Below are 21,332 nucleotides of genomic sequence, written 5' to 3' on the forward strand. Positions count from 1 at the left end.
ATTAGCGGCCCGAGCCGGACGTACATTCGGTGCCGTTGATGTTGAGATTGAAGCCGCTCGTGTTGCTCAGGAAGTCGGCCGTGATCGCCGACACATAGGCCGTCGGCACGTCAAAGCCGTTGCCATTGACGACCGACGTAAACTCCGCGGTCGAGTAGTGGTCTGTCAGGAAGTTCACCAGGCTGGAGGCGACGGCAGGGGTAGCGTAGCACTCGCTGAGAATGATCTGGCTTGTTCCGGACACCGGATAACCCGTGGTCGGATTGGCGGAATTCGGTACCCAGTTCGACTGGTTCGCCGCTTTCAGCGCGGTGTTCGGAATGCTGGTTTCCACGGTCTTCACAGCAGCATCAGCCTGCTGGTACGTCGGAGCGATGTCAGCCGTGCCCAGCGGGGAGTTGGTGATGAAGCGGTTCACCAGGCTGGCGACTGCCTGGGTAGCCGTAGCCGACGAGCTCTGCGGTGCGAGGAACGTGTTGGTGTAGTCCGGGCTGATATACGCCACGCCGCTGGGGCTGCCCGACGTCGTTTGCGACGCGAGCGACACGAGTTCACCCTTCACATTGCCGCTGCCGCTTTCGCCGACGAAAGTAGCACCGGTCGGGAAGCCGCTCGGGAAGTTGGACGTGAACGTCTGCGTTTCCAGGAAGGTGATACCTCCTGTTTGGGCGGTCGTGCAGACCTGAGCCAGGTGGCGCGTCAGCAGATCAGTCGTGCCGCTGCCATCCGAACGGTAGATCACCTTGATCGGTGCGCTGAGCGCGAACAGGGAACCCGTATCCGGGTTGGTCACCTGATGCCAGTTGGTCAATGCGCCCGAGAAGATGCCGCACAGATCGCTGTCGTTCAGCGCGACGCTGTGCGTTTGATTCGGGGTCGTTTGCGGTCCCAGGAGCGTGTCGGTCGACGACGTGGGGCCATTCACGTAGGCGATCGTAATCGGCGTCGTGATGAAGGGAATCTGGATCAGCGGACCACCCTTGTCCGTCGTCGCAAACGTGCTGTTGTCGTAAGACGTGATTTGCGTCGTCGACAGAGCTGCATCGCTGTTGGCGTAATCAACAGAGCCGGTCAACGTGGCGTTGAAGAACGTCGCGTTGTCGTTCAGGAAGGCGTTTTGGCCCGTGCCCGAGCTGGTGATGAAATACGTCAGCGCGAGCGTGTCTGCGCCGAAGTCGCCGATTTCCGTCGTGATCGACGGGCCGACCAGCGACGAACCGCCGCCGAGAACAACCGACTGAGCCATCGCCGAAGAGGCGCTAATAGCCGAGAACACCAGAGCAGCAGCAATACAGGATTTACGCTTGTTGAAATTCATGACACATCCCTCGAAGTTGAGAATGGCAGAAAAGCATCCAGTGCAGCCCGCGACGTCGGCGAACCGCAGAGCAAATATAGATTTGAGTTCCCTGCCGGGGAGTTAATCTTTTACGAAAGATTAAAGTCGCTTTGGCAACCGAAGGTACGGACAATTACGTTTCACATACGGTGTTGCGCAACATGAGAATAAAATTCGCTATTTTTATTTACAGTGAATAAATTTCCGAAAAACAGAAAATCAGATAATGAAATTGTCCGTACTTTTATTCACCGTCTTTTAACCGTTCGTCCGGCCGGAGCCGACCTCATCGGGTCTCAATCGTCGAACAGCCGGCTTTCGCTCGGCTGGCTGCTCGCCTGAGCGTCCAGATCCATGAACTGCGCGAAGGTCGCCGCCTCCGCCACCATGACGCTGGCGAAGGTCTCATGCAGGAACGCGCCGCTCATCGGAACCTCCGCCCAATCGAGCAGATGGCTGGCGTTCGGGAACATGGAATGGTGCGAGGCCCGATAGCGCAGGCGGAACAGCCGCGGCGCAGCGCTGCGCGGCTGGCGCAGATCGGCAATGTTCTGCACCGATGCGTCGAACACAAAACGAAGCCACGAAGGGTGCGCGGCACCTGGGTTCTGCGCAATGAATGCCGAAAGCACGAGCAGCACGTACGGAATGTCCTGCTGGGCGAGCGTGGGGCACGACCACATGTGTAACACGTCGGCTTGCGCAATGCCGTGCGTGAGCCTCACCACGCTGAAACTGGGCACGTGCCGGCGGATTTCCGCGAGATGCTGTTGCCAGTGCTGGGTGAACTCGTTGCGGCGCTGATGCCCGAGCGCCGCGTCGTACGGATAGATTGTCGTGAACGTGCTGGTGACCGGCAGCATGCTGTTCACGAGCGGACACTGCGCGCGTTCTCCCGCAATGTGAACGAAGTGAGCGGTATGCGCACGGTCCTGCATGTGCGCAGCGTGGACGTTTTCGCCACACACGGGGCAGCGCAGCGGAGGGTGCTCGAGCGGATCGTCGCGGCCGGCAGCGTCAAGACACTGCTCGGCGGTGACGCGCCGATGGTCCGTCGCATCCAGCGCGTACGTCAGGATCGGCTTCTCTTTCATGATAATGAGCCACGGGTCGCGCGGAGAGACAGGCATTTATAAATGTTTCGTCCCGCCATAGGCTTCGCTTTTAGTTGATTTAAATGTCGATAATCGTATCCACTGGTCAAGTCTCTTACGTGAAAGATAGTACGTATACTTTAATTTGACTACGCAACCGGCATATTTCAGGAAATATGAAAATGGTACTTAAAATTCGACATGCATTTGACGCACGGTGGGCCTAAGTTATCGAAAAATCCGTCTAAAGCGATTTCATTCCTATGAAAGCCACGAGGTCTGGTTGTTCCGGCATCCGTCGCGCAGTGGGCGTATTGTTCGCCGTTGGCGCCATGACCGCGCATGTTGCGCATGCGCAGGTCAATCTGAGTTTTTCGAATGTCGATATCAGTCAGGTCGCAAGGGCGATCGGCTCCGCGACGGACACGACGATCATCGTCGACCCCCGCGTCAAGGGACAGCTCAACATCGTCTCGGACAACCCCGTCAGCAAGGAGCGGGCGCTGAAGACGCTCGAAGCGGCTTTGCGCATGCAGGGATTCGCGCTGCTGCAGGACAACGGCATCCTCAAGGTCGTGCCTGAAGCGGACGCGAAGCTGCAGGGCGTGCCTACCTATATCGGCAATGCGCCGCAGGCGCACGGCGATGTCGTCATCACCCAGGTCTTCCGCTTGAAGAACGAGTCGGCCACAGCCCTGATGCCGATACTGAGGCCGCTCATCAGCCCGAACAACACCATTGCCGCCTATCCGAATGACAACACCCTCGTTGTGACCGACTACGCGGACAACGTGCGCCGCATCGCCGCGATCATTGCGGGCGTCGATTCGGGTGTGTCGCAGCAGGTCGCCGTGGTTCCGCTCGAGCGTGAGAGTGCTGTGGATCTCGCGCCGATCGTGCAGAAGATGCTCGACCCCAGCGACATCGGCAATACGGATGCCACGCTCAAGGTGGCGGTCACCGCGGATCCGCGTCTGAACTCGTTGCTGCTGCGCGCAAGCGATCCGGGGCGAATCAAGGAAGCGAGGGCGTTGATTGCGCAGCTCGACGCGCCGACCCGCGTGGCCGGCAATATGCATGTGGTGCGGATCCAGAACGCCAATGCGAGCGACCTCGCCAAGGTGTTGCGCGGCATGCTGGGTCAATCGAGCGATTCCGGTGAGGACTCCGACAAGTCCAGCTCGCAGAGTTTCAGTCAGGGTAATAGCGGCGTAGGCGGAAGCAGCGGGGCCGGTTCGTCTACCGGTACGCCGGGTTTGCCGCCGCTGCCCAGTGGCACGAGCGGGACGGGCAGCACGGGCGGCACCGGCGCCTCCGGTTCGGCCTCGGGTAGCGGATCGGGCGCCCAGGGCGGCCTGGTTGAAGGTGCGCGTGGCGGCGGCGAGGGCGGCGGCATGATCCAGGCGGATCCCGCGACCAACTCGCTGATCATCACGGCGCCCGAGCCGGTGTATCGCAACCTGCGGGTGGTGATCGACCAGCTCGACGCGCGGCGCGCGCAGGTCTATATCGAGGCGCTGATTGTGGAGCTGAACTCGAACACCAACGCCAATCTCGGCATTCAGTGGCAGGTCGCGAACGGTGCGCTGCTGGCCGGCACCAACCTCGCGACGGGCACGGGTAACAGCATCGTCAACCTGACGGCGGCCGGGAGCACCACCGGCCTCGCCGGGACGCTCATCAATCAGGGTCTCCAGCAGGGGCTCAACATCGGTTGGGTGCACAACATTTTCGGGGTGCAGGGACTCGGCGCGTTGCTGCAGGCGCTCTCGCAGACGGCCGACGCGAACGTGCTGTCGACGCCTAACCTCATCACGCTCGACAACGAGGATGCCAAGATCGTCGTCGGTACGAATGTGCCTATTCAGACGGGGTCGTATTCGAACCTCACGAGCGGCACCTCGAGTTCGGCATTCAATACCTACGACCGCGTCGACGTCGGGCTGACGCTGCACGTCAAGCCGCAGATCACCGCCGGTGGCGTTCTCAAGCTGCAGCTCTACACCGAAGACTCAGCGATCGTGAACGGCACGACCAACGCTACGGCGTTCCCCGCCGGTCCCGAGTTCACCAAGCGTTCGCTCCAGTCGACCGTGCTTGCGGATAACGGCGAAATCATCGTGCTGGGTGGTCTGATGCAGGACAACTACCAGGTCAGCAATAGCAAGGTGCCGCTGCTCGGCGATATTCCGTGGATCGGCCAACTGTTCCGCTCGGAATCGAAAAGTCGCAACAAGACCAACCTGATGGTGTTCCTGCGCCCCGTGATCATCAGCGATAACGATACTGCGCGGGCCGTCACGGAGAACCGTTACGACTACATCCAGGGTGTGCAGGGCGCGTACAAGTCGGATAACAACCTGATCAAGGACAAGGACGATCCGGTGGTGCCGCCGATGCCGCTCGGCCCGGCCGAGGGCGGCGCGCCCGCGATGAACCTGTTCAATCTGGATCAGATGCGCGGGCAGCAGGCAGCGCCGCCGCAGCAGCCCGGCGGCTCGCCCGTGCCGGTGACGAATGGTGGTGCGGTTCAGACCAATCCGGTGACCGTTGGGCCTTCTACCGCTTCGCCTTTGCCGGCTACGAACGGCGTGGCTGTTCAGACCAACCCGGTCACGGTCGCGCCGGCTAACACCACATCTGGAGCGCAGCCGTGAGCACGCTGTCTACGTTGCCGTCGGGCTTGGCGTCGTCAGCGGTGGCGCGAGCCGATGCTGCGGCGGTTCCGTCCGCAGCGGTGCCGTTTGTGGCGGCTGACGCTGACGTGGCCGCTGACGTGGCCGTGGCGGAGCACGCCTCGCGCACCGAGCACACCGAACGCATCGTACCGTCTGCAGTCGCGGCGCGTCTCGTGCCTTACGGCTTTGCGCGCGCCGGTCAGATTCTGGTGGCGCACCAGCATGCCGACGGCCTCGAAGTCTGGATCAGCGAGCGCACCAGCGATGCCGCGCTCGCCGAAGTCGCACGCAATTTCGGCGCGCTTTCCGTCGTGCGTCTGCCGGCCGACGAACTCGCGCTCGCGATCAACCAGGCCTATGCGCGCCAGGATGGCAGCGCGGCGCAGGTGGTCGGTGAAGTGGAAGGCGAAGTCGATCTCTCGCGCCTGATGCAGGAGATTCCCGAGGTCGAGGATCTGCTCGAATCGGAAGACGACGCGCCGATCATCCGCATGATCAACGCGCTGCTCACGCAGGCGGCACGCGAACAGGCGTCGGACATTCACATCGAGCCGTTCGAGAATGCCTCGGTGGTGCGCTTTCGCGTCGACGGTACGCTGCGCGACGTGGTACGGCCGAAGAAGGCGCTGCACGGCGCACTGATCTCGCGGATCAAGATCATGGCGCAGCTCGACATCGCCGAAAAGCGTTTGCCGCAGGATGGCCGGATCACGCTGCGGGTGGGCGGGCGGCCAGTGGACGTACGCGTGTCAACCCTGCCGACCGGACACGGCGAGCGCGCGGTGCTGCGTCTGCTCGAGAAGGACGCCTCGCGGCTGAATCTCGAAGCGCTTGGCATGGGCGCGGACACGCTCGTGAAATTCGACAAGCTGATCGGGCGCCCGCACGGCATCGTGCTGGTGACCGGGCCGACCGGTTCGGGCAAAACGACCACGCTGTATGCGTCGATGTCGCGACTCGAAACCACGACGAGCAACATCATGACCGTCGAAGACCCGATCGAATACGATCTGTCGGGGATTGGCCAGACGCAGGTCAACGAGCGCATCGGCATGACCTTCGCGCGGGCGCTGCGCTCGATCCTGCGGCAGGACCCGGACATCATCATGATCGGCGAAATCCGCGACCTCGAAACGGCGCAGATCGCCGTGCAGGCATCGCTCACGGGCCACCTCGTGCTGGCGACGCTGCACACGAACGATGCCGCATCCGCTGTAACGCGTCTCGCGGACATGGGCATGGAACCCTATCTGCTGGCATCTTCCCTGCTCGGCATACTCGCGCAACGCCTCGTGCGGCAGCTTTGCCCTGCTTGCAAGGAAGAGCGTGTCGAAGACGACGGCGAAGCACAAAGAGCAGAAGGAGCAGAAGGAGCAGAAGCTCAAGGCCGCACCCAGTGGCATCCGGTGGGATGCGAGCGTTGCGGGCAATCGGGCTATGCAGGACGGCGCGGCGTCTACGAGCTTCTGTTGATGGACGACGACATCCGTCCGCTGGTCCATCGCAACGCCGCGGATGCGGAGATTTTCGCGGCGGCGCGCGCGCAGGGCATGCGTACGCTGCGCGAGGACGCGAACCGGTGGCTCGAAGCCGGGCGCACCTCGCTCGAAGAAGTGCTACGTGTGACGGGGGGAGAATAGAACGATGCCGGCATTCCGTTTCGAAGCGATCGACCACGCGGGCAAGACGAAGAAGGGCGTGCTCGATGCCGATAGCGCCCGCAATGCGCGCTCCGCGTTACGCACGCAGGGCCTGACGCCCATGGTGGTCGAAGCGGCGGGCGCGCGCTCGCGCGGTTCGCAGACACAACGGCTGGCAGGCGGCAGGCGACTGTCGCAACGCGAGCAGGCGATTCTCACGCGCCAGATGGCGAGCCTGCTGATTGCCGGCCTGCCGCTCGACGAAACCCTGGCTGTCCTGAGCGAACAGTCGGAGCGCGAGTATATCCGCGAACTGATGGCGGCGATCCGCAGCGAGGTGCTGGGCGGTCACTCGTTTGCCAACGGGCTGTCGCAGCATCCAAAAGATTTTCCCGAGATCTACCGGGCGCTGGTGGCCGCGGGTGAACACACCGGCAAGCTCGGTCTGGTGCTCTCGCGGCTTGCCGACTACATCGAACAGAGCAACGCACTCAAGCAGAAGATCATGCTTGCCTTCACCTACCCGGCGGTGGTGACCTGCATCGCGTTCGGCATCGTGACCTTCCTGCTCAGTTATGTCGTGCCGCAGGTAGCCAACGTCTTCGTCAGCACCAAGCAGCAGTTACCGTTTCTGACGGTGATGATGCTGGCGCTCTCCGGCTACATCCGGCACTGGTGGTGGGCGACCTTGATAGGCGTGGCGGCCGTGATATGGCTCGTGCGACAAGTGCTCGCCCAGCCAGGGCCGCGGCTCGCATTCGACCGCTGGGCGCTTACCGCGCCGCTGTTCGGCAAGCTGGTGCGGGGCTACAACACCGTGCGCTTTGCCAGCACGCTGGGCATCCTCAGCGCGGCGGGCGTGCCGATTCTGCGCGCCTTGCAGGCCGCGGGCGAAACGCTCAGCAACCGGGCGATGCACGCCAACATCGAAGACGCCATCGTGCGAGTGCGCGAGGGCACGTCGCTCTCACGCGCGTTGGGCAACACGAAGACGTTTCCGCCGGTGCTGGTGCACCTGATCCGCTCCGGCGAAGCGACCGGCGACGTGACCAGCATGCTCGATCGCGCTTCGGATGGCGAGTCCCGCGAGCTCGAACGCAGGACGATGTTTCTCACCAGCCTGCTCGAGCCGCTGCTGATTCTCGCGATGGGCGGCGTCGTGCTGGTGATCGTGCTGGCGGTGATGATGCCGATTATCGAACTGAACAACCTGGTGCAGTGACGTGTCCGCTTGCTCAGCGTACGAAGCCGTCCGGATTGGCGGCGGCAGGCAGGGTGATTTCGCGCTGAATGCCGTCGTGATCGAGGACGATCGAGTGCGCACGGACTTCGCTCAGCGTGGTGGAGTCGTCAAGCCGGCCTTTGAGCGGAACGACGCGAGCAGGATCGCCGCCGACGCTGACGATCGCAGCGGCATGGCCCGGATCGAAGGCGAGGATGCCGAGCAGTTGCACCTGATCGTGGCGGCCGCTATCGGGCTGGGCGCCGAACAGCGTGGCGCCGGCCGCTGCATCGAGCGGGGCCGGTGGCGCCGGGTGCGAGAGGGGGACGACGGGCGTCGCGTGAAAGGCCCATGTCCACCAGCCGACGACGCCGATGAACAGGACGGCCGAAGCGCCCGATGCGAGCGTGGTGGGAGACGTGAGCGGTTGCAGGAGAGAGCGGGGCATGGTGCGGCTCGGCTTGGAGGAGGAGTGGGGTGCCGCGTTCTCCGGTCGTACGCGGTGCGTGTCGACGGAGGGGGCGTGGCGCTAGAGGACACTTCGCATTTTTGGACGGGGAAAGTGAATCCATGATGACTGAACTGAAGATAAGCATGACTGATCGTTTGCAACACCCCGGGAACGACGGTGTGAAGCGGCGCCGCCAGCGCGGTTTTACGCTCATCGAGATCATGGTGGTGATCGCGATTCTGGGCATTCTCGCCGCATTGATCGTGCCGAAGATCATGAGCCGGCCCGACGAGGCGCGTCGTGTCGCAGCGAAGCAGGACATCGGCACGATCATGCAGGCGCTCAATCTCTATCGGCTCGACAACGGCCGCTATCCGAGCGGCGACCAGGGGCTGCGCGCGCTGGTCGAGAAGCCTTCCACGGATCCGGTGCCGAACAACTGGAAGGATGGCGGATACCTCGAACGCCTGCCCAACGATCCATGGGGCAACGCCTATCAGTATCTGAACCCGGGGGTGCACGGCGCGATCGACGTGTTCAGCTACGGTGCGGACGGCAAGCCGGGTGGGGAGGGCAACGATGCAGACATCGGCTCGTGGGAGTAGCGTGGGCCGCCACGACGCGCTTCGGGCGCGTGGGGGCCCAGGCTGTGGCGTCTCGCGGCGGCGGCCGTCAGCCGGTTTCACGCTGATCGAAATGCTCGTGGTGCTGTTGATTGCGGGCTTGCTGATCGCCATCGTCGCCCTGGCGCCGACACGCAACCGCCGCACGGATCTCGCCGAGGAGGCGCAACGTCTCGCGACGATGCTCGAATCCGCGGACGACCAGGCCGAGGTGCGCTCCGCGTCCATCGCATGGGAGCCCGTCAACGGCGGCTACCGCTTCGATCAACGCGCCGAGGATGGCACATGGCACCCGATTGCCGACGACGTGCTCGGGCCGCATCGCTGGGGGACCGAAATGACGGACGTGTCGATCCGCTTCACGGGCAGCGGCAACGCGACGCCGCGCATCGTCTTCGGCGACGAGAGTATCGACGTGCCCGTCACGGTGACGCTCGACGCGGACGGCGTGCGTCTGCAGGTGGTGGGCACGGGGATCGGCAGTTTTGCGGTGCGCAGACCATGACGCGAACCTTGGGGGCGACGCCTCGAACCGCTTCGTCAGGCGCGCGCGCGGCGAGCCTGATCGTGCTGCTGCCTTCGAGCGATCTGATCGCGCCGGCCGGCTGGCCAGCGACGCCGATGCCGTTTGCGCTGCTCGGGCGCAAGAGCGAGATGCTGCGCGCGGGACATGCTCCGTTCGACGCATTGCCGCTGGCCGGGGAGACGGTGTTGATCTTCGCGGCGCGCGATACGCTGATGCTGCACACGAAGGTCCCGCCGGTGACCGGGCCGCGGCTGCGGCGGGTACTGCCGAACATCGTCGAGGAGCATCTGATTCAGGAGGCGCAGCGTTGCCACGTGGCAGTCGATCCGGTCTTGCCGACGCCGGAGGCCGATCTGCGCTGTCTGGCGGTGATCGACCGGGAGTGGTTCACGTCGGTACTCGAGCGCTTCGCCGCGGCCGGGCATCGGCGCGTGCGAGCGGTGCCCCTGATCCGCTGCATTCCGTTGCCGGAGGTGACGCCGCTCGCCGAACCGGAGGACGTGGCTTCAGAAGCCGAGGCGCCCGTCTCTTCGATCACAGACGCAGTTGCCGACGACACCGTTCCAGCAGCCGCCAGCGTGCTGATCGTGCGACGCCAGTCCGGTCAGTCGGTCGACGGTGCATTCGCGGAAACGGAAGCGGAAGCGGAAGAAGACCGCTCCGAGTGGGTGGAACTCGCGCTCAGGCAAGATTCGCTCGGCCTTGGCATGAGCGTGAAGGCTGCACAACTGGACACCACGCTTGCAGAGTTGGCGCAGCGCCAACCGCTTGAGGTCTACGCGCTGACGCTCGACGAGGATGGCGAACCGTCGCACGCGGTCGTACCCGCCACGTTAGCCGGGCAACGGACCTTGCCGCTGGCGAGCGTCGCGCGCGCTGCGCTCGCTTGCCGCTTCAACCTCTGTCAGTTCGAACTGGCCAATCCGGGCGGTAATCATGCCGCAGCGGCCGGACTCAAGCCATGGCGCGTGTCGCTTGGTTTGCTGGCGGCTTCGGTTGTGGTGTCGATCGTTGCCCTGAACGTGCAGTGGTGGCAGTTGCGGCATCGCCGCGACGCGCTGGAAACCCAGATGACGCAAATGGTGCAGACGGCGTTTCCAGGCACGGCGATGGTCCTCGGTCCGCATGAGCAGATGACGCTCGACCTGGCCCGTCTGCGCGGCACGGCAGGGCAACTGCGTGCGGACGATTTTCTGGCGCTGGCGGCGTCGCTGGCGCATGCGCTCGGTCCGATCCCCTCGCTTGCTATCGCTGAGATCGATTACAACGGCGGCTCATTAGAGGTGAGCTTCAAACCCGGCACCGAAATCGACGAGGGCGGCTTCAAAGGCCGTCTCGCGACCAACGGCCTGTCCGTAGAGGAGGAAGACGGCAAATGGAAGCTCAGATCCGCGCCATCAAGGCCGCGCTGACGGAGTGGTTCGAGGCTCGCGAGCCTCGAGAAAAGCGGCTGCTGGTAGCGGGTGGCGCGCTCCTCGCCGTGGTGCTGCTGTATAGCCTGTTGTGGGCGCCGGCCTGGGATGGTTGCAGCCGCATCAGGGCGAGCTTGCCGCTGCTTCAGGACGAAGTGGCGCAGATGCAGACGCAACTCGACGAGGTGCGCAGTCTCAAAGGCGCTGCCGCGATCCGCGCGCCACAGGGCCTCGCATTGCGCGACGCGTTGACTACCTCGCTGTCGCAGGCGGGCATCCCCGCACCGCAGATCACGGTGCTGGGCAAGGGTGTGCAGGTGGAAGTGAAGAACGTGCCGTTCGGCGTGTGGATGGGGTGGCTCGACGAGGTGCGGCGTTCGGATCACGTGCGCGTGGTGAGCGCGCATGCAACCGGCGAGGCGCAGCCGGGTCATGCCAATGTTTCCGTGACGGTGCAGCCGGCTGCGGAGCAGTGACGGTTTTTAATCTGACGAATGCACGGGAGGAGGACGAATCCTCCAGGTCGGAGATTAAACGCGCGGCCATTGGAATAATGAACGGATGATCCATTTTTCCGGTGCACGCCGGGGTGAGATGGGTTCTTCGGCAGGGGAGTTAAGTGTCGCTTGTCAGGTCGCATGGCCATTTCGAATCGACGTGCTGCGTATCCGTCGCCGAAGTGCGCTGGCGGTTGCGATGCGTCGAATTTCAAGCTCGCTGGTCGGTAATTGCGGAAAATCATTATTAATACGGATCAATAAATGTGGATATTTTCTGCGTTCAATAATTCTATTGGGGGAATCCGTATCCTGCTCCATTTTAATAATCCTGATCCGGCATCGTGGATCCCGATTATGTCTGCGCTGTGCTTACTATTAATTTCAAACCAATACATAAGCGGCGCGGATTGTGACCGTTTTGTGCCAAAAAGTACGTACCTTTCCCGCATGGCCGCCGGACCTGGGGATTTGACGATTCCGCCTTGTGCGGCGGCCTTCCCGGGGCAATGGAAATGTTACGGATATTTTGTCGTGAAACCATAATATTACTTCTTTGTAAGAGTAGCTATCTGGGATCTCAGATGGTTTTCTCGCATGGAGAAACTTTGTTTGATGGGCAGCCTTGTTAATTCAGGAGCTTCTATATAGACTGGCGATTCCGGTGAATTAAAGCGGCGAAGCAGATTTATTTGATCGCGCAGATATCGCAGTCCGCACAGGGTATGATTTTCGAGGGCCTTGCTTATGCGCGACATCCTGTCAGGCTATGGGGAATACAAGTGAGACAAATACTGGGTCAGGGAGCCATTGAAATGGCCACGCGCGAATTCAGCAAGAATCCGTCGAAGGCTTTGCGGGAGGCCGACGCGCAGCCGGTACTGGTGACGAAGTACGGTCACCCGATTGCCTGCGTACTGTCCATCGAGTCGTGGAACGATCTGCTGGCCAAGGTTCACAACTGCGACCTGCTGGAGCAGATGAGCCGCTAATAAAGCGGCGAACCCAAAAGCGAACCGCGCGGCGAACCCGGCCGCGAACCCAATCGCCATTCCGGCCGGCATGCAGGACTCAGCCGGCAACACGATGTGCCCACACCACGGCAGTCCAACTGAAATCGCCAATGCCATAGCGCGCGATGAGCGTATCCATGCGCAGATTGACCTTGGCGGAATGGATCCGGCAGTGCACGAGGAAGTAGCCGCTATTGGTGCTGACGAGGGTGCCGCTCGGTAGCGCGCCATTGGTCAGTACCGCGGACAGCAGGAGCGCAATATCGCTCGCGCTCACGAAGTATGCCGTCTGGCGTCGTTCCACCAGCATATGGGCCTGGCTTGCCGAAAGCGTCGGAATGGCCGCTTGCAGCGCCGGCTCGCTGGCGGTGTTGGCGTTGACGTTGGTGTATTCGGGAAGCACCGTGACATAACCTGTCAGCGCTTTCACTGTCGCGGCATCGTAGCCCGGCACGCGCGCGAGATCCTGAGGCGAGACCAGTTGCATGGGCCAGCCGTCGCCGGCGCCATTGCCGTTGCCGAGCGAGCGCAACATGTAGCTCGCGGTCGCCTCCGCAAGCGCCGGATTGAGCGCAAGCGCGCCAAGCAGGCGCCGGTAGGCTTCGATCCCTGCGCTATCTATCTGCCAGGGCGCGTTGGGTCCCGCGCGCGAGACCAGATCCGTCAGGTTGAATTTCGCCTGCGCGTCTTCGACCTCTCCGGAGATATACGCGTGTGCCAGTTCGCCATTGAGTGCGACGGTGTCGCGCGGCAAAAAATCCACGAGTTGCACGTCCTGCACCGGCGCCGACCACGCCTGGCCCACATAGGCCACGTTGGACGTCGAGCTTTGCGCACGCAGCGTTGCACGTGCCCATTCGACGGCTGCGCGTTCCACCCACATGGTTTGAACATTCAGGCGCTGGTTCTCCACATCGCGCACCGCCACCAGTTCGCGCCACACCACGCTGGCCGCCAGCGTGGCGGCCAGCGCCACCACCAGCAGCACCGTGACGATAGCGATACCGCGTTGCGGCGTCCTCGGCCGCGCAGCGCTGAACTGTCGCGAGACCGGCTTACGGCTCGTGTTGCACATTGACTCTCCATCGGTTCTGGCCGCTGCGAACCGGGTCGTCCAGTCGTCGGGTGCAAAGATCGTAGTCCGCAACGTGTGCGCTGTCGTGACAGGTGTTGCGTACAAATAGTACGCAACATCGTGAAAAAAATTGACACGCATGCTGGCTATCATGCCGCCAGGGTTTGATGCATCTCCGCGCCAACCGACTGTCCTTCGGTGCCATGCGGTGTCCCGCCATGCAGTTTGATGCGGGTCACCCGTCAATCCGGTTTCCGCAACAGCAGGATTCCCTCGTCAGACAGTGGGGCGAAGTCGTTTGACTCGTTCGTTGTACGTAGCATTGGTCATGAACGGGACTTCTGACGTTTGTATTGTCCACGTCTTGACAATTCACCGGCCGCTGCACGACGAGCCGGATCATCGCGCAAATGAAGGAGTGGCGGCAATGACGCCGAAGATGTACGGGGAAGCATCGAATCGCCGGCGCTGTCTGGCCGGGGTGGTTCTAGCGGGAAGCGTGACGCTGGCCGGTACGGCGCATGCGCAGTCGAATGCTGCACCGGCGCCGGCTGCTACGCCTGCTTCCACGGGCACGTCTGGCACGGCGTCGGGTGCGGGAAACCAGCCGGGACGCTTCGACGTGAACGAATACATCGTGCGCGGCAACTCGACGTTGCCGAGCCTCGACATCGAAAAGGCGGTTTACCCGTTCGAAGGGCCGGACCGCACGCTCGACGATGTCAACGCCGCGCGTGACGCGCTGCAGAAGGTGTACCAGGACCGCGGTTATCAATCAGTGGTGGTTGAATTGCCGCGACAGCAGGTCAAGGACGGCGTGATCGTGCTGCAGGTGGTGGAAGCGAAGGTCGGCAGAGTGCGCGTGGAAGGCGCGCAATACACCTCGCCGCAAGCGATTCGCGATGCCGTGCCGGCGCTGGCGGAAGGCAAGGTGCCCGACTTCACCGACGCCCAGCAGCAGCTCACCGACCTGAACAAATCGCCCGACCACCAGGTGGTCCCCGTGCTGAAGCCGGGCAGCTTGCCGCAAACGGTGGACGTGGACCTGAAGGTGGACGACCAGAATCCGGCGCACGGCAGCCTCGAACTCAACAACGACCAGAGCCCGGATACCTCGGTGCTGCGCACGGTCGCGTCCCTCAGCTACTCGAACCTCTGGCAACTCGGGCATGTGGTGTCCGGCAGCTTCCTGCTGGCGCCGCAGCATCCGCGCGACGCCGAGGTGTATTCGTTCTCCTACCTGGCGCCGTTGCAGGGCACTCACTGGAGTTTCCTCGGGACGGTGTTCCACTCCAACAGCGACGTGGCGTCTCTGGGCGGTACGAACGTGCTGGGCAAGGGCACCTCGTTCGGGTTCACGGCAATGTACGCGTTGCCCTCGACCGATACCTACACGCAGTCGGTGAGCGTCGAACTCGACCACAAGCATTTCGACGAAAACGACACGATCGCGGGCACGACCTCCACGGCGCCGTTGACCTATGTGCCAGTGACTCTCGGGTACACGGGCCAGTTGAACCGCAAGAATTCGCAGACCACGTTCTCCGCGTCGATCACGACCGATATCCGTGGCGTGGGCAGCGACGCCGATGCGTTCGACAACAAGCGCTACAACGCAACGGCCGACTTCATCTACGGCAAGTTCGACGTCAACCACACCCAGGAACTGCCGGACGACGTTCAGCTCCATGGCCACGTGAGCGCGCAATTCGCGAACTCGCCGCTGGTGTCGAGCGAGCAGTTTTCGGCGGGCGGCATCAATACCGTGCGCGGCTATCTGGAAGCCGAGGACACCGCCGACAGCGGCGTGATCGGCTCGCTCGAACTGAGCAGTCCGTCGATCGCGAAGTACGTGGGCAGCGCCGTCAACGAATGGCGTTTTCACGCCTTCGTCGACGCGGCGCATCTGTGGCTGCTGAGTCCGCTGCCCGAGCAGATCTCAAGTTTCAACATGGCCAGCGTTGGACTCGGTTCGCGCATCCAGTTGCTGAAGTACGCAAGCGCGGACCTTGAAATGGCGTTCCCGCTCAAGGCCGGAACGTTCACGAGGGCCTATAACCCGCGCTTCGACTTCTACGTGCGCGCGAGTTTCTAACCGGTTTTTCTACAGGTGATGCGCCGGCGCGTACTGATGTGGCCGGCTTGATCAGGGGAGTGGATTGTGAAGCGAGCTTTATTCCTGTTATTGACGGTCCTGGTGGGTTTTCTGCCGGGCGTGGCCAATGCCTGGTGGCAGAACGACTGGTCCTATCGCAAGGCGATCACCATCGATACCAGCCCGAAAGGCGGCAATATCGCGGAATCCGCTGGACGTGTGCCGCTGTTGATTCGCCTGCACTCGGGCAACTTCCAGTTCGACGGACTCGAGGATAACGGCGCGGACATCCGCTTCGTTGCAGCGGACGACAAGACCCCGTTGAACTACCAGATCCAGCAATACGATCCGGTTCTCGGCGTGGCGCTGATCTGGGTGGACGTGGCGCAGTTTCCGGCGGGCGCCACGCAGAACATCTGGATGTACTACGGCAACAAGAAAGCGCCCGACGGCAGCAAGTCCGCCGAGACCTTCGACCCGGACTACACGCTCGTCTATCACTTCAACGACGCGGCCGGCACGCCGCCGAAGGACAGCACCGCGTACGGCAATCACGCGCAGAACGCGCCGCTGCGTATCGCCGAGGACGGTATCGTCGGCAAGGCTGCGCAGTTCAACGGATCGACGCCGCTCAAGCTCGCGGCGAGCCCGTCGCTGGCAGTACCCGAAGGCGGCAGCTTCAGCTTCAGCGCGTGGGTCAAGCCCAACGCGCTCGCACCGCAAAGCTTGCTGTATAGCCGCCGTGACGGCGCCCATGCCCTGCTGATCGGTCTGGACAACGGCGTGCCGTTCGCCGAGGTGGACAACGCAGGTGCGCCGCAGCGGAGCGCAGCCGGCGCCGCGCTCCCCGTCAATCAATGGACGCAGATTGCGGTGAGCGCCGACGGCAAGAATGTGACGCTGTACGTAGGCGGCAAGCAGTACGCCCAGGTGCCGGCCGCGCTACCTGCGCTGAACACGCCGGCGGCGGTCGGCGGCGATGTGGACAATGCACCGGCCGGCTTTAGCGGCTTTAGCGGCGAGATCGACGAACTGCGTCTCTCGAAGGTTGCCCGCTCGCCGACGCTGTTCGCCGTGGACGTCATGAGTCAGGGCGCCGAATCGAAACTGGTCAACTACGGCGCCGACGAAAAGCAGTCGGGCTTCGGTTTCGGCTACTTCGGCGTGATCGTCAAGTCGGTCACGGTCGATGCCTGGGTGGTGATCGGCATTCTGCTGCTGATGGCGTTCGTCTCGTGGTTCGTGATGTGGAACAAGGCCAGCTACGTGGGCACCGTGGACAAGGCCAATGGTTTCTTCGTGCGGCGCTTCCGTGAAGTGGCGGGCAAGCACCTGGTGGGTCTCGCGCACATCGACGAGAAATCGGACGACGGCCGGCGCCTGCGCGAGTCGTCGCTCTACCGGCTCTACCGCGCCGGGGTGGCGGAAATCCATAGCCGTGTGGACGGCAGCGGCCGCACGCTGATCACGGCGGAATCGATCGAAGCGATCCGCGCCACCATGGACGCCACGCTCGTGCGTGAAAACCAGCGGCTTTCGAAGTCGATGGTTCTGCTCACCATTGCCATCTCCGGCGGTCCGTTCCTCGGCCTGCTCGGCACGGTGGTCGGCGTGATGATCACCTTCGCCGCGATTGCCGCGGCCGGCGACGTGAACGTCAACGCGATCGCGCCGGGTATCGCCGCGGCGCTGCTCGCCACCGTGACGGGTCTGTTCGTCGCGATCCCGGCGCTGTTTGGCTACAACTACCTGCTGATTCGCAACAAGAATGTGACGGCCAACATGCAGGTCTTCGTCGACGAATTCGTGACGCGTCTTGCCGAAGCGCACAGCAGCCCCGACCACTCGCTGGCGGGGAACTGACGAACAGGGAGAACCGCGATGCAAGTTCAGGACGACGACAAGCCCTACGACGACATCAACATCACGCCGATGCTCGACCTGGCGTATGTACTGCTGATCATTTTCATCATCATGACCACCGCCTCGGTGCAGGGTATCAAGGTCGATCTGCCGAAAGCGAGTTCCTCGACGAGCCTCGCCAAACCGCAGACGAAGGCGATCACCGTGTCCGACTCGGGGCAGATTTTCCTCGATGCGTATCCCGTGTCGATGGCGGAACTGGAGGACCGGCTGCGTACGCAGAAGGCCCTCACGCCCGAATTTCCGATTGTCCTGAAGGGCGATTCGACCGTTGCGTACCAGAAGGTCATGGACGTGCTGGATCTGTTGCGCCGGCTCGATCTGTCGCAGGTCGGCCTCGTCACCGGCAAGGCGCCGCAAGGCGGCTAGGGAACGACCATGGAAATGACCTACGACAACGGGCGCGGCGACGATCCGGAAGGCGGCGGGCGGCGCTGGTTGAAGCCTGCGATTGCCGTACTCGTGCTGCTCGGTGTCGCGGCTCTCGTCTGGCATTTCGCGAGCGACACCGCGGGCGTCAAGCGTGCCGAAGCGCCGCGAGTGACTACGGTCATTCCGTTGCCGCCACCACCGCCGCCGAAGCAGACGCCGCCGCCTGAGAAAACCCAGGAGACCGTCAAGACGCCGGTGGACAAGCCGACGGTTGCGCCGAAGCCGGCCGAGGCGCCTAAGCCTTCGGACAACCAGCCGAAGCAGATGACGATGAACGCCCCGGCCCAGGCGGGTACGGACAATTTCAACATCGGTGCGGGCGACGGCACCGGCATGGCAGGCAGCGGCTCGGGTACGGGCAGCTTCGGCAACGCGAGTTACGCGCAGTACCTGGGCTACACGCTGCAGCGGGCCATCGAGCAGGACAAGCATGTCCAGGAGGCGGGCGGCGCGCGCTTCACAGGCAGCCTCAATCTGTGGATGGACCCGTCAGGCCGCATTACCAAAGTGACGATCGTGCAGTCGACGGGCGACGCCCGCATCGACGATGCGGTCATCGCGGCGGTCGAGAGCCTGGGACGCGTGGATGAAGCACCGCCGCCGCAAACGGTGTACCCGAAGCTCGTCAAGTTGCAGGGCCGCAAGCCGGGGTAAGCGGAGCGCCTCGACAGAGTCGGCAGCGGATTCAATAACCGGTTCGCTCACACACTCGTGAGCGGGCAGCACCAGTAAAAAATCAGCACGTTAAGTGGAGAATGGGAATGTCTATGGATACGGCACGGGGACGCCGCAGCGTGATGGGTGAAGGCGGACGGCTGCGACGCACGCGCGTCTGCTTCGCGGTGCTCGGCGCGCTCGGCATGACGCTCGCCGGCGGCGCCCATGCGCAATCGCTCGAGACCCAGGCGGCCGCCGGCACGGCGCCGCCTACCGAGAGCACGGTGATCAACCTGATCAACCTGCTCGTCAAACAGGGCGTGCTGACGAAGGCAAGCGCGAGCGGCCTGATCGCCCAGGCGCAGGCCGAAGCCGCGCAGGCAAAGGCGGCCTCGGCTTCCGCGCCGCGCGCCGCCGCAGCCGTGGTGAATGCGCCGACCCAACCGGGCGACGTCGCCGTGCCGTACGTGCCGCAAGTGGTGCGGGACCAGATTCGCGACCAGGTGAAGCAGGAAGTGGTGGCGCAGGCAAAGGCCGAGAACTGGGCGCAGCCGAACACCTTTCCGGATTGGGTCTCGCGCATCACGATCAACGGCGATGTGCGTGTGCGTGACGAGGGCGAGTACTTCTCGCCGCGCAACGTGACGGGTCTGACGAACTTCGCGGCCATCAACTCGGGCACCCCGTACGACGTCAATCCGAATACCAACACGAGCGTCCCGCCGCAACTGAATACTACTCAGGATCGCAACGAAGCCAGCGTCCGTGCGCGTCTGGGCGTGACCGCCGTGATCTCGGACCAGTTGAGCACAGGCGTGCAACTGGCGAGCGGCGACACCGACGGCCCGGCGTCGACCACCACGCTGCTCGGTAACGACTTCGGCAGACAGAATATCTGGCTGAACCAGGCCTGGTTCAAATATCAACCCCTGGGATGGCTAAACGTCACCGCGGGTCGCTTCGACAATCCGTTCTTCTCGTCGGATCTGCTGTATTCGAGGGACCTGGAGTTCGACGGCATTGCCACGAACTTCCGTCACCTCTTGCCGGGTAACGACAGTGTGACGCTGTTCGGTACGGCCGGTGTATTCCCGATCCAGTACAGCTCGGACAGCTTCGTCGGCGAAAATGCGGATTCGTCCTCGAGCAACACGAAGTGGATGCTGGGTGCGCAACTGGGTGCCGAGTGGAAAATCGACGAGCAGAACAAGCTCAAAGGCGCGATTGCCTACTACGACTTCATGAATCTGAAGGGCGAGTTGTCCGCGCCATGCGCGCTGTACCTGGGCGCGACGAGCTGCAGTACCGACGACGATGCGCCCGCTTCCATGCAAAAGGGCAACACGCTGATCGCGCTGCGCAACATTGCGCAGAATCCGAATCTCCCGGCGGGCGACACGCCCGAGCCGCAGCTCTTCGGGCTCGCCTACAACTACCGCCTGTTCGACGCCAAGCTCGAGTGGGATACCAAGGTGACGGACCTCTTCAAGCTGCGGCTCGACGGCGAGTACGTGCGCAACCTGGCGTACAACACGAACACCGCCTTCAGCGCGGCCTCGACGCCGGTCAACAACTACAACAACGCGAGTTCGTCCAGCACAGTTACCCAGGCGGACTACAAGAGCGGCGCCAACGGCTTCCTGTTCAAGGTGACGCTCGGCGAGCCGGATACGCTGGAGAAGGGGCAGTGGAACTTCTCGGTGACGTACAAGTATCTGGAACCGGACGCAGTGCTCGATGCGTTCACCGATCCGGACTTCAACCTGGGCGGCACCAACGCGAAGGGCTACATCATCGGCGCGCAGTATGCGGTCGCACGCAATGCGTGGTTGTCGGCCCGCTATCTGAGCGCACGCGAAGTCTACGGGCCGCCGCTGTCGATCGACGTGCTGCAGCTCGAACTTGACGCCCATTTCTGAGGCGAGCCATGAGAACGTCCACCCAAGCGTGTCACCGCATCCTGCTCGCAGCCGGCTTGCTCGGCGGCCTGTTGTGCGTCGCCGCGCCGGCTTCGGCGCAGAGCATCGAAGACCGGTTGCGCTCGCAACTTCGTACCACTACGCAGCAGTTGCGCGATCTGCAGGACGGGCAGGCGCAGTTGCAGGCCGACAAGGCCCAGGCCGAGCAGCAGCGCGACAAGGCGCAGGCCGACCTGAAACAGGCGCAAGCCGACCTGGCCGCTGCCAAAGGCAACTCGGGCGAGCAGGCGGCCGCGCAACGTTCGCTCGCCGCCGAGAAGGCGAGTCACGCGAAGGACGACCAGCAACTGGCGAAATATCGTTCGGCGTACGAAGACCTGGTCGCGCAGTCGCGTTCGCATGACGCCGAACGTACCCAGGCGGAAGGCCAGCTCAAGACGGCATCTGCGCAACTGCAGACCTGCGAGGCAAAGAACGCCCAGCTCTATGAAGTGGGCCACGAGATTCTCGATGCGTATGAGCACGTCGGTTTCGGCACATATCTGAAATCGCGCGAGCCGTTTGCGCAAAGTGCGCGCGTGAAGTACGACGAGATCGGGCAGGACTTCGGCGACAAGCTCTACGCCGGGAAATTCGATCCGCGCGCAGCGGCAGCGCCGGCGTCCGCGCCGGCGGCGTCGAAGTAGGGCAGCGCTGCTCGGGCTGCTTCATGGATGGGCGTCTCGATGCGCAGCGC

Annotated in this window: 19 protein-coding genes; 14 read left to right on the forward strand and 5 right to left on the reverse strand. The window is 63.1% G+C overall.

Features of this window, described 5'->3' with window-relative positions:
• Window position 1: 1 nt before the first annotated feature.
• Together P3T42_RS08410 and P3T42_RS08415 are read right to left on the reverse strand one after the other, a co-directional pair.
• Entirely contained in the window at window positions 2-1,318 is a 1,317-nt protein-coding gene (locus P3T42_RS08410) for a substrate-binding domain-containing protein (protein ID WP_074294413.1), read from the reverse strand.
• Between the two features lie 317 nt (window positions 1,319-1,635).
• Window positions 1,636-2,433, reverse strand: coding sequence for a hypothetical protein (locus P3T42_RS08415; RefSeq protein WP_429305723.1), 798 nt, complete (start codon window positions 2,431-2,433; stop codon window positions 1,636-1,638).
• Window positions 2,434-2,765: 332 nt separating this feature from the next.
• Between P3T42_RS08415 and gspD the strand changes: the two genes are divergently transcribed.
• The 3 genes from gspD (at window position 2,766) to gspF (ending at window position 7,973) form a co-directional block, all read left to right on the forward strand.
• On the forward strand, window positions 2,766-5,090 hold the full coding sequence (gene gspD / locus P3T42_RS08420; RefSeq protein WP_429305724.1) for a type II secretion system secretin GspD: 2,325 nt from the start codon (window positions 2,766-2,768) through the stop codon (window positions 5,088-5,090).
• A 119-nt stretch (window positions 5,091-5,209) separates the two neighbouring features.
• Entirely contained in the window at window positions 5,210-6,751 is a 1,542-nt protein-coding gene (gene gspE, locus P3T42_RS08425) for a type II secretion system ATPase GspE (protein ID WP_429305956.1), read from the forward strand.
• Between the two features lie 4 nt (window positions 6,752-6,755).
• Complete coding sequence (gspF, locus tag P3T42_RS08430) at window positions 6,756-7,973, forward strand: type II secretion system inner membrane protein GspF (RefSeq protein WP_074294416.1); 1,218 nt, start codon at window positions 6,756-6,758, stop codon at window positions 7,971-7,973.
• A 13-nt stretch (window positions 7,974-7,986) separates the two neighbouring features.
• On the opposite strand, the gene P3T42_RS08435 is transcribed toward gspF, so the two are convergent.
• Window positions 7,987-8,421 (reverse strand): hypothetical protein, encoded by a 435-nt coding sequence (locus tag P3T42_RS08435; RefSeq protein WP_074294417.1) that lies wholly within the window; start codon window positions 8,419-8,421, stop codon window positions 7,987-7,989.
• Between the two features lie 146 nt (window positions 8,422-8,567).
• On the opposite strand from P3T42_RS08435, the gene gspG reads away from it, so the two are divergent.
• Genes gspG through gspM form a run of 4 tightly spaced genes read left to right on the forward strand, consistent with a single transcriptional unit; the run spans window position 8,568 to window position 11,461 of the window.
• Window positions 8,568-9,029: a type II secretion system major pseudopilin GspG gene (gspG, locus tag P3T42_RS08440; RefSeq protein ID WP_429305725.1), complete on the forward strand. Its 462-nt coding sequence runs from the start codon at window positions 8,568-8,570 to the stop codon at window positions 9,027-9,029.
• The gene (locus P3T42_RS08445; RefSeq protein ID WP_429305726.1) at window positions 9,004-9,552 is read left to right on the forward strand and encodes a prepilin-type N-terminal cleavage/methylation domain-containing protein; all 549 of its coding nucleotides are present in this window, start codon (window positions 9,004-9,006) and stop codon (window positions 9,550-9,552) included. Before gspG ends, P3T42_RS08445 begins: the two co-directional genes overlap by 26 nt.
• Complete coding sequence (gspL, locus tag P3T42_RS08450) at window positions 9,549-10,985, forward strand: type II secretion system protein GspL (RefSeq protein ID WP_429305727.1); 1,437 nt, start codon at window positions 9,549-9,551, stop codon at window positions 10,983-10,985. The genes P3T42_RS08445 and gspL overlap by 4 nt, the downstream gene beginning before the upstream one ends.
• On the forward strand, window positions 10,949-11,461 hold the full coding sequence (gene gspM / locus P3T42_RS08455) for a type II secretion system protein GspM (RefSeq protein ID WP_074294421.1): 513 nt from the start codon (window positions 10,949-10,951) through the stop codon (window positions 11,459-11,461). The genes gspL and gspM overlap by 37 nt, the downstream gene beginning before the upstream one ends.
• A 153-nt stretch (window positions 11,462-11,614) precedes the next feature.
• On the opposite strand, the gene P3T42_RS08460 is transcribed toward gspM, so the two are convergent.
• A complete protein-coding gene (locus tag P3T42_RS08460) occupies window positions 11,615-11,803 on the reverse strand; it encodes a hypothetical protein (protein WP_429305728.1) in 189 nt (62 codons plus the stop codon).
• A gap of 494 nt (window positions 11,804-12,297) precedes the next feature.
• Between P3T42_RS08460 and P3T42_RS08465 the strand changes: the two genes are divergently transcribed.
• Window positions 12,298-12,474: a type II toxin-antitoxin system prevent-host-death family antitoxin gene (locus tag P3T42_RS08465; protein ID WP_253190003.1), complete on the forward strand. Its 177-nt coding sequence runs from the start codon at window positions 12,298-12,300 to the stop codon at window positions 12,472-12,474.
• Between the two features lie 79 nt (window positions 12,475-12,553).
• Here the strand turns inward: P3T42_RS08465 and gspK are convergent, their stop codons facing one another.
• Window positions 12,554-13,570: a type II secretion system minor pseudopilin GspK gene (gene gspK / locus P3T42_RS08470; protein WP_429305729.1), complete on the reverse strand. Its 1,017-nt coding sequence runs from the start codon at window positions 13,568-13,570 to the stop codon at window positions 12,554-12,556.
• A gap of 427 nt (window positions 13,571-13,997) precedes the next feature.
• On the opposite strand from gspK, the gene P3T42_RS08475 reads away from it, so the two are divergent.
• The 6 genes from P3T42_RS08475 to P3T42_RS08500 all read left to right on the forward strand — a co-directional run bounded on the left by P3T42_RS08475 (window position 13,998) and on the right by P3T42_RS08500 (window position 21,282).
• The gene (locus tag P3T42_RS08475; protein WP_429305730.1) at window positions 13,998-15,665 is read left to right on the forward strand and encodes a ShlB/FhaC/HecB family hemolysin secretion/activation protein; all 1,668 of its coding nucleotides are present in this window, start codon (window positions 13,998-14,000) and stop codon (window positions 15,663-15,665) included.
• Window positions 15,666-15,731: 66 nt separating this feature from the next.
• Window positions 15,732-17,528 (forward strand): DUF2341 domain-containing protein, encoded by a 1,797-nt coding sequence (locus P3T42_RS08480; protein WP_429305731.1) that lies wholly within the window; start codon window positions 15,732-15,734, stop codon window positions 17,526-17,528.
• 18 nt (window positions 17,529-17,546) lie between these two features.
• Window positions 17,547-17,957 carry an ExbD/TolR family protein gene (locus P3T42_RS08485; RefSeq protein ID WP_074294425.1) on the forward strand — a complete coding sequence of 137 codons (411 nt, stop codon included), beginning with the start codon at window positions 17,547-17,549 and terminating at the stop codon, window positions 17,955-17,957.
• Between the two features lie 9 nt (window positions 17,958-17,966).
• Window positions 17,967-18,674, forward strand: a complete 708-nt coding sequence (locus tag P3T42_RS08490; protein ID WP_429305732.1) for an energy transducer TonB family protein — start codon at window positions 17,967-17,969, stop codon at window positions 18,672-18,674.
• 107 nt (window positions 18,675-18,781) lie between these two features.
• A complete protein-coding gene (locus P3T42_RS08495; protein WP_143788255.1) occupies window positions 18,782-20,596 on the forward strand; it encodes a putative porin in 1,815 nt (604 codons plus the stop codon).
• An 8-nt stretch (window positions 20,597-20,604) separates the two neighbouring features.
• Window positions 20,605-21,282 carry a hypothetical protein gene (locus P3T42_RS08500; protein WP_074294428.1) on the forward strand — a complete coding sequence of 226 codons (678 nt, stop codon included), beginning with the start codon at window positions 20,605-20,607 and terminating at the stop codon, window positions 21,280-21,282.
• Window positions 21,283-21,332 lie beyond the last annotated feature (50 nt).

The sequence above is a fragment of the Paraburkholderia sp. GAS38 genome (assembly GCF_050434965.1).
GTDB classification, from domain to species: domain Bacteria; phylum Pseudomonadota; class Gammaproteobacteria; order Burkholderiales; family Burkholderiaceae; genus Paraburkholderia; species Paraburkholderia phenazinium_A.

Coding starts and splice junctions, on each gene's coding strand:
- P3T42_RS08410 (WP_074294413.1), bottom strand. CDS start 1,318: ATGAATTTCAACAAGCGTAAATCCTGTATTGCTGCTGCTCTGGTGTTC.
- P3T42_RS08415 (WP_429305723.1), bottom strand. CDS start 2,433: ATGAAAGAGAAGCCGATCCTGACGTACGCGCTGGATGCGACGGACCAT.
- gspD (WP_429305724.1), top strand. CDS start 2,766: ATGACCGCGCATGTTGCGCATGCGCAGGTCAATCTGAGTTTTTCGAAT.
- gspF (WP_074294416.1), top strand. CDS start 6,756: ATGCCGGCATTCCGTTTCGAAGCGATCGACCACGCGGGCAAGACGAAG.
- P3T42_RS08435 (WP_074294417.1), bottom strand. CDS start 8,421: ATGCCCCGCTCTCTCCTGCAACCGCTCACGTCTCCCACCACGCTCGCA.
- gspG (WP_429305725.1), top strand. CDS start 8,568: ATGACTGATCGTTTGCAACACCCCGGGAACGACGGTGTGAAGCGGCGC.
- P3T42_RS08445 (WP_429305726.1), top strand. CDS start 9,004: ATGCAGACATCGGCTCGTGGGAGTAGCGTGGGCCGCCACGACGCGCTT.
- gspL (WP_429305727.1), top strand. CDS start 9,549: ATGACGCGAACCTTGGGGGCGACGCCTCGAACCGCTTCGTCAGGCGCG.
- gspM (WP_074294421.1), top strand. CDS start 10,949: ATGGAAGCTCAGATCCGCGCCATCAAGGCCGCGCTGACGGAGTGGTTC.
- P3T42_RS08460 (WP_429305728.1), bottom strand. CDS start 11,803: ATGGAGCAGGATACGGATTCCCCCAATAGAATTATTGAACGCAGAAAA.
- P3T42_RS08465 (WP_253190003.1), top strand. CDS start 12,298: ATGGCCACGCGCGAATTCAGCAAGAATCCGTCGAAGGCTTTGCGGGAG.
- gspK (WP_429305729.1), bottom strand. CDS start 13,570: ATGTGCAACACGAGCCGTAAGCCGGTCTCGCGACAGTTCAGCGCTGCG.
- P3T42_RS08475 (WP_429305730.1), top strand. CDS start 13,998: ATGACGCCGAAGATGTACGGGGAAGCATCGAATCGCCGGCGCTGTCTG.
- P3T42_RS08485 (WP_074294425.1), top strand. CDS start 17,547: ATGCAAGTTCAGGACGACGACAAGCCCTACGACGACATCAACATCACG.
- P3T42_RS08490 (WP_429305732.1), top strand. CDS start 17,967: ATGGAAATGACCTACGACAACGGGCGCGGCGACGATCCGGAAGGCGGC.
- P3T42_RS08495 (WP_143788255.1), top strand. CDS start 18,782: ATGTCTATGGATACGGCACGGGGACGCCGCAGCGTGATGGGTGAAGGC.
- P3T42_RS08500 (WP_074294428.1), top strand. CDS start 20,605: ATGAGAACGTCCACCCAAGCGTGTCACCGCATCCTGCTCGCAGCCGGC.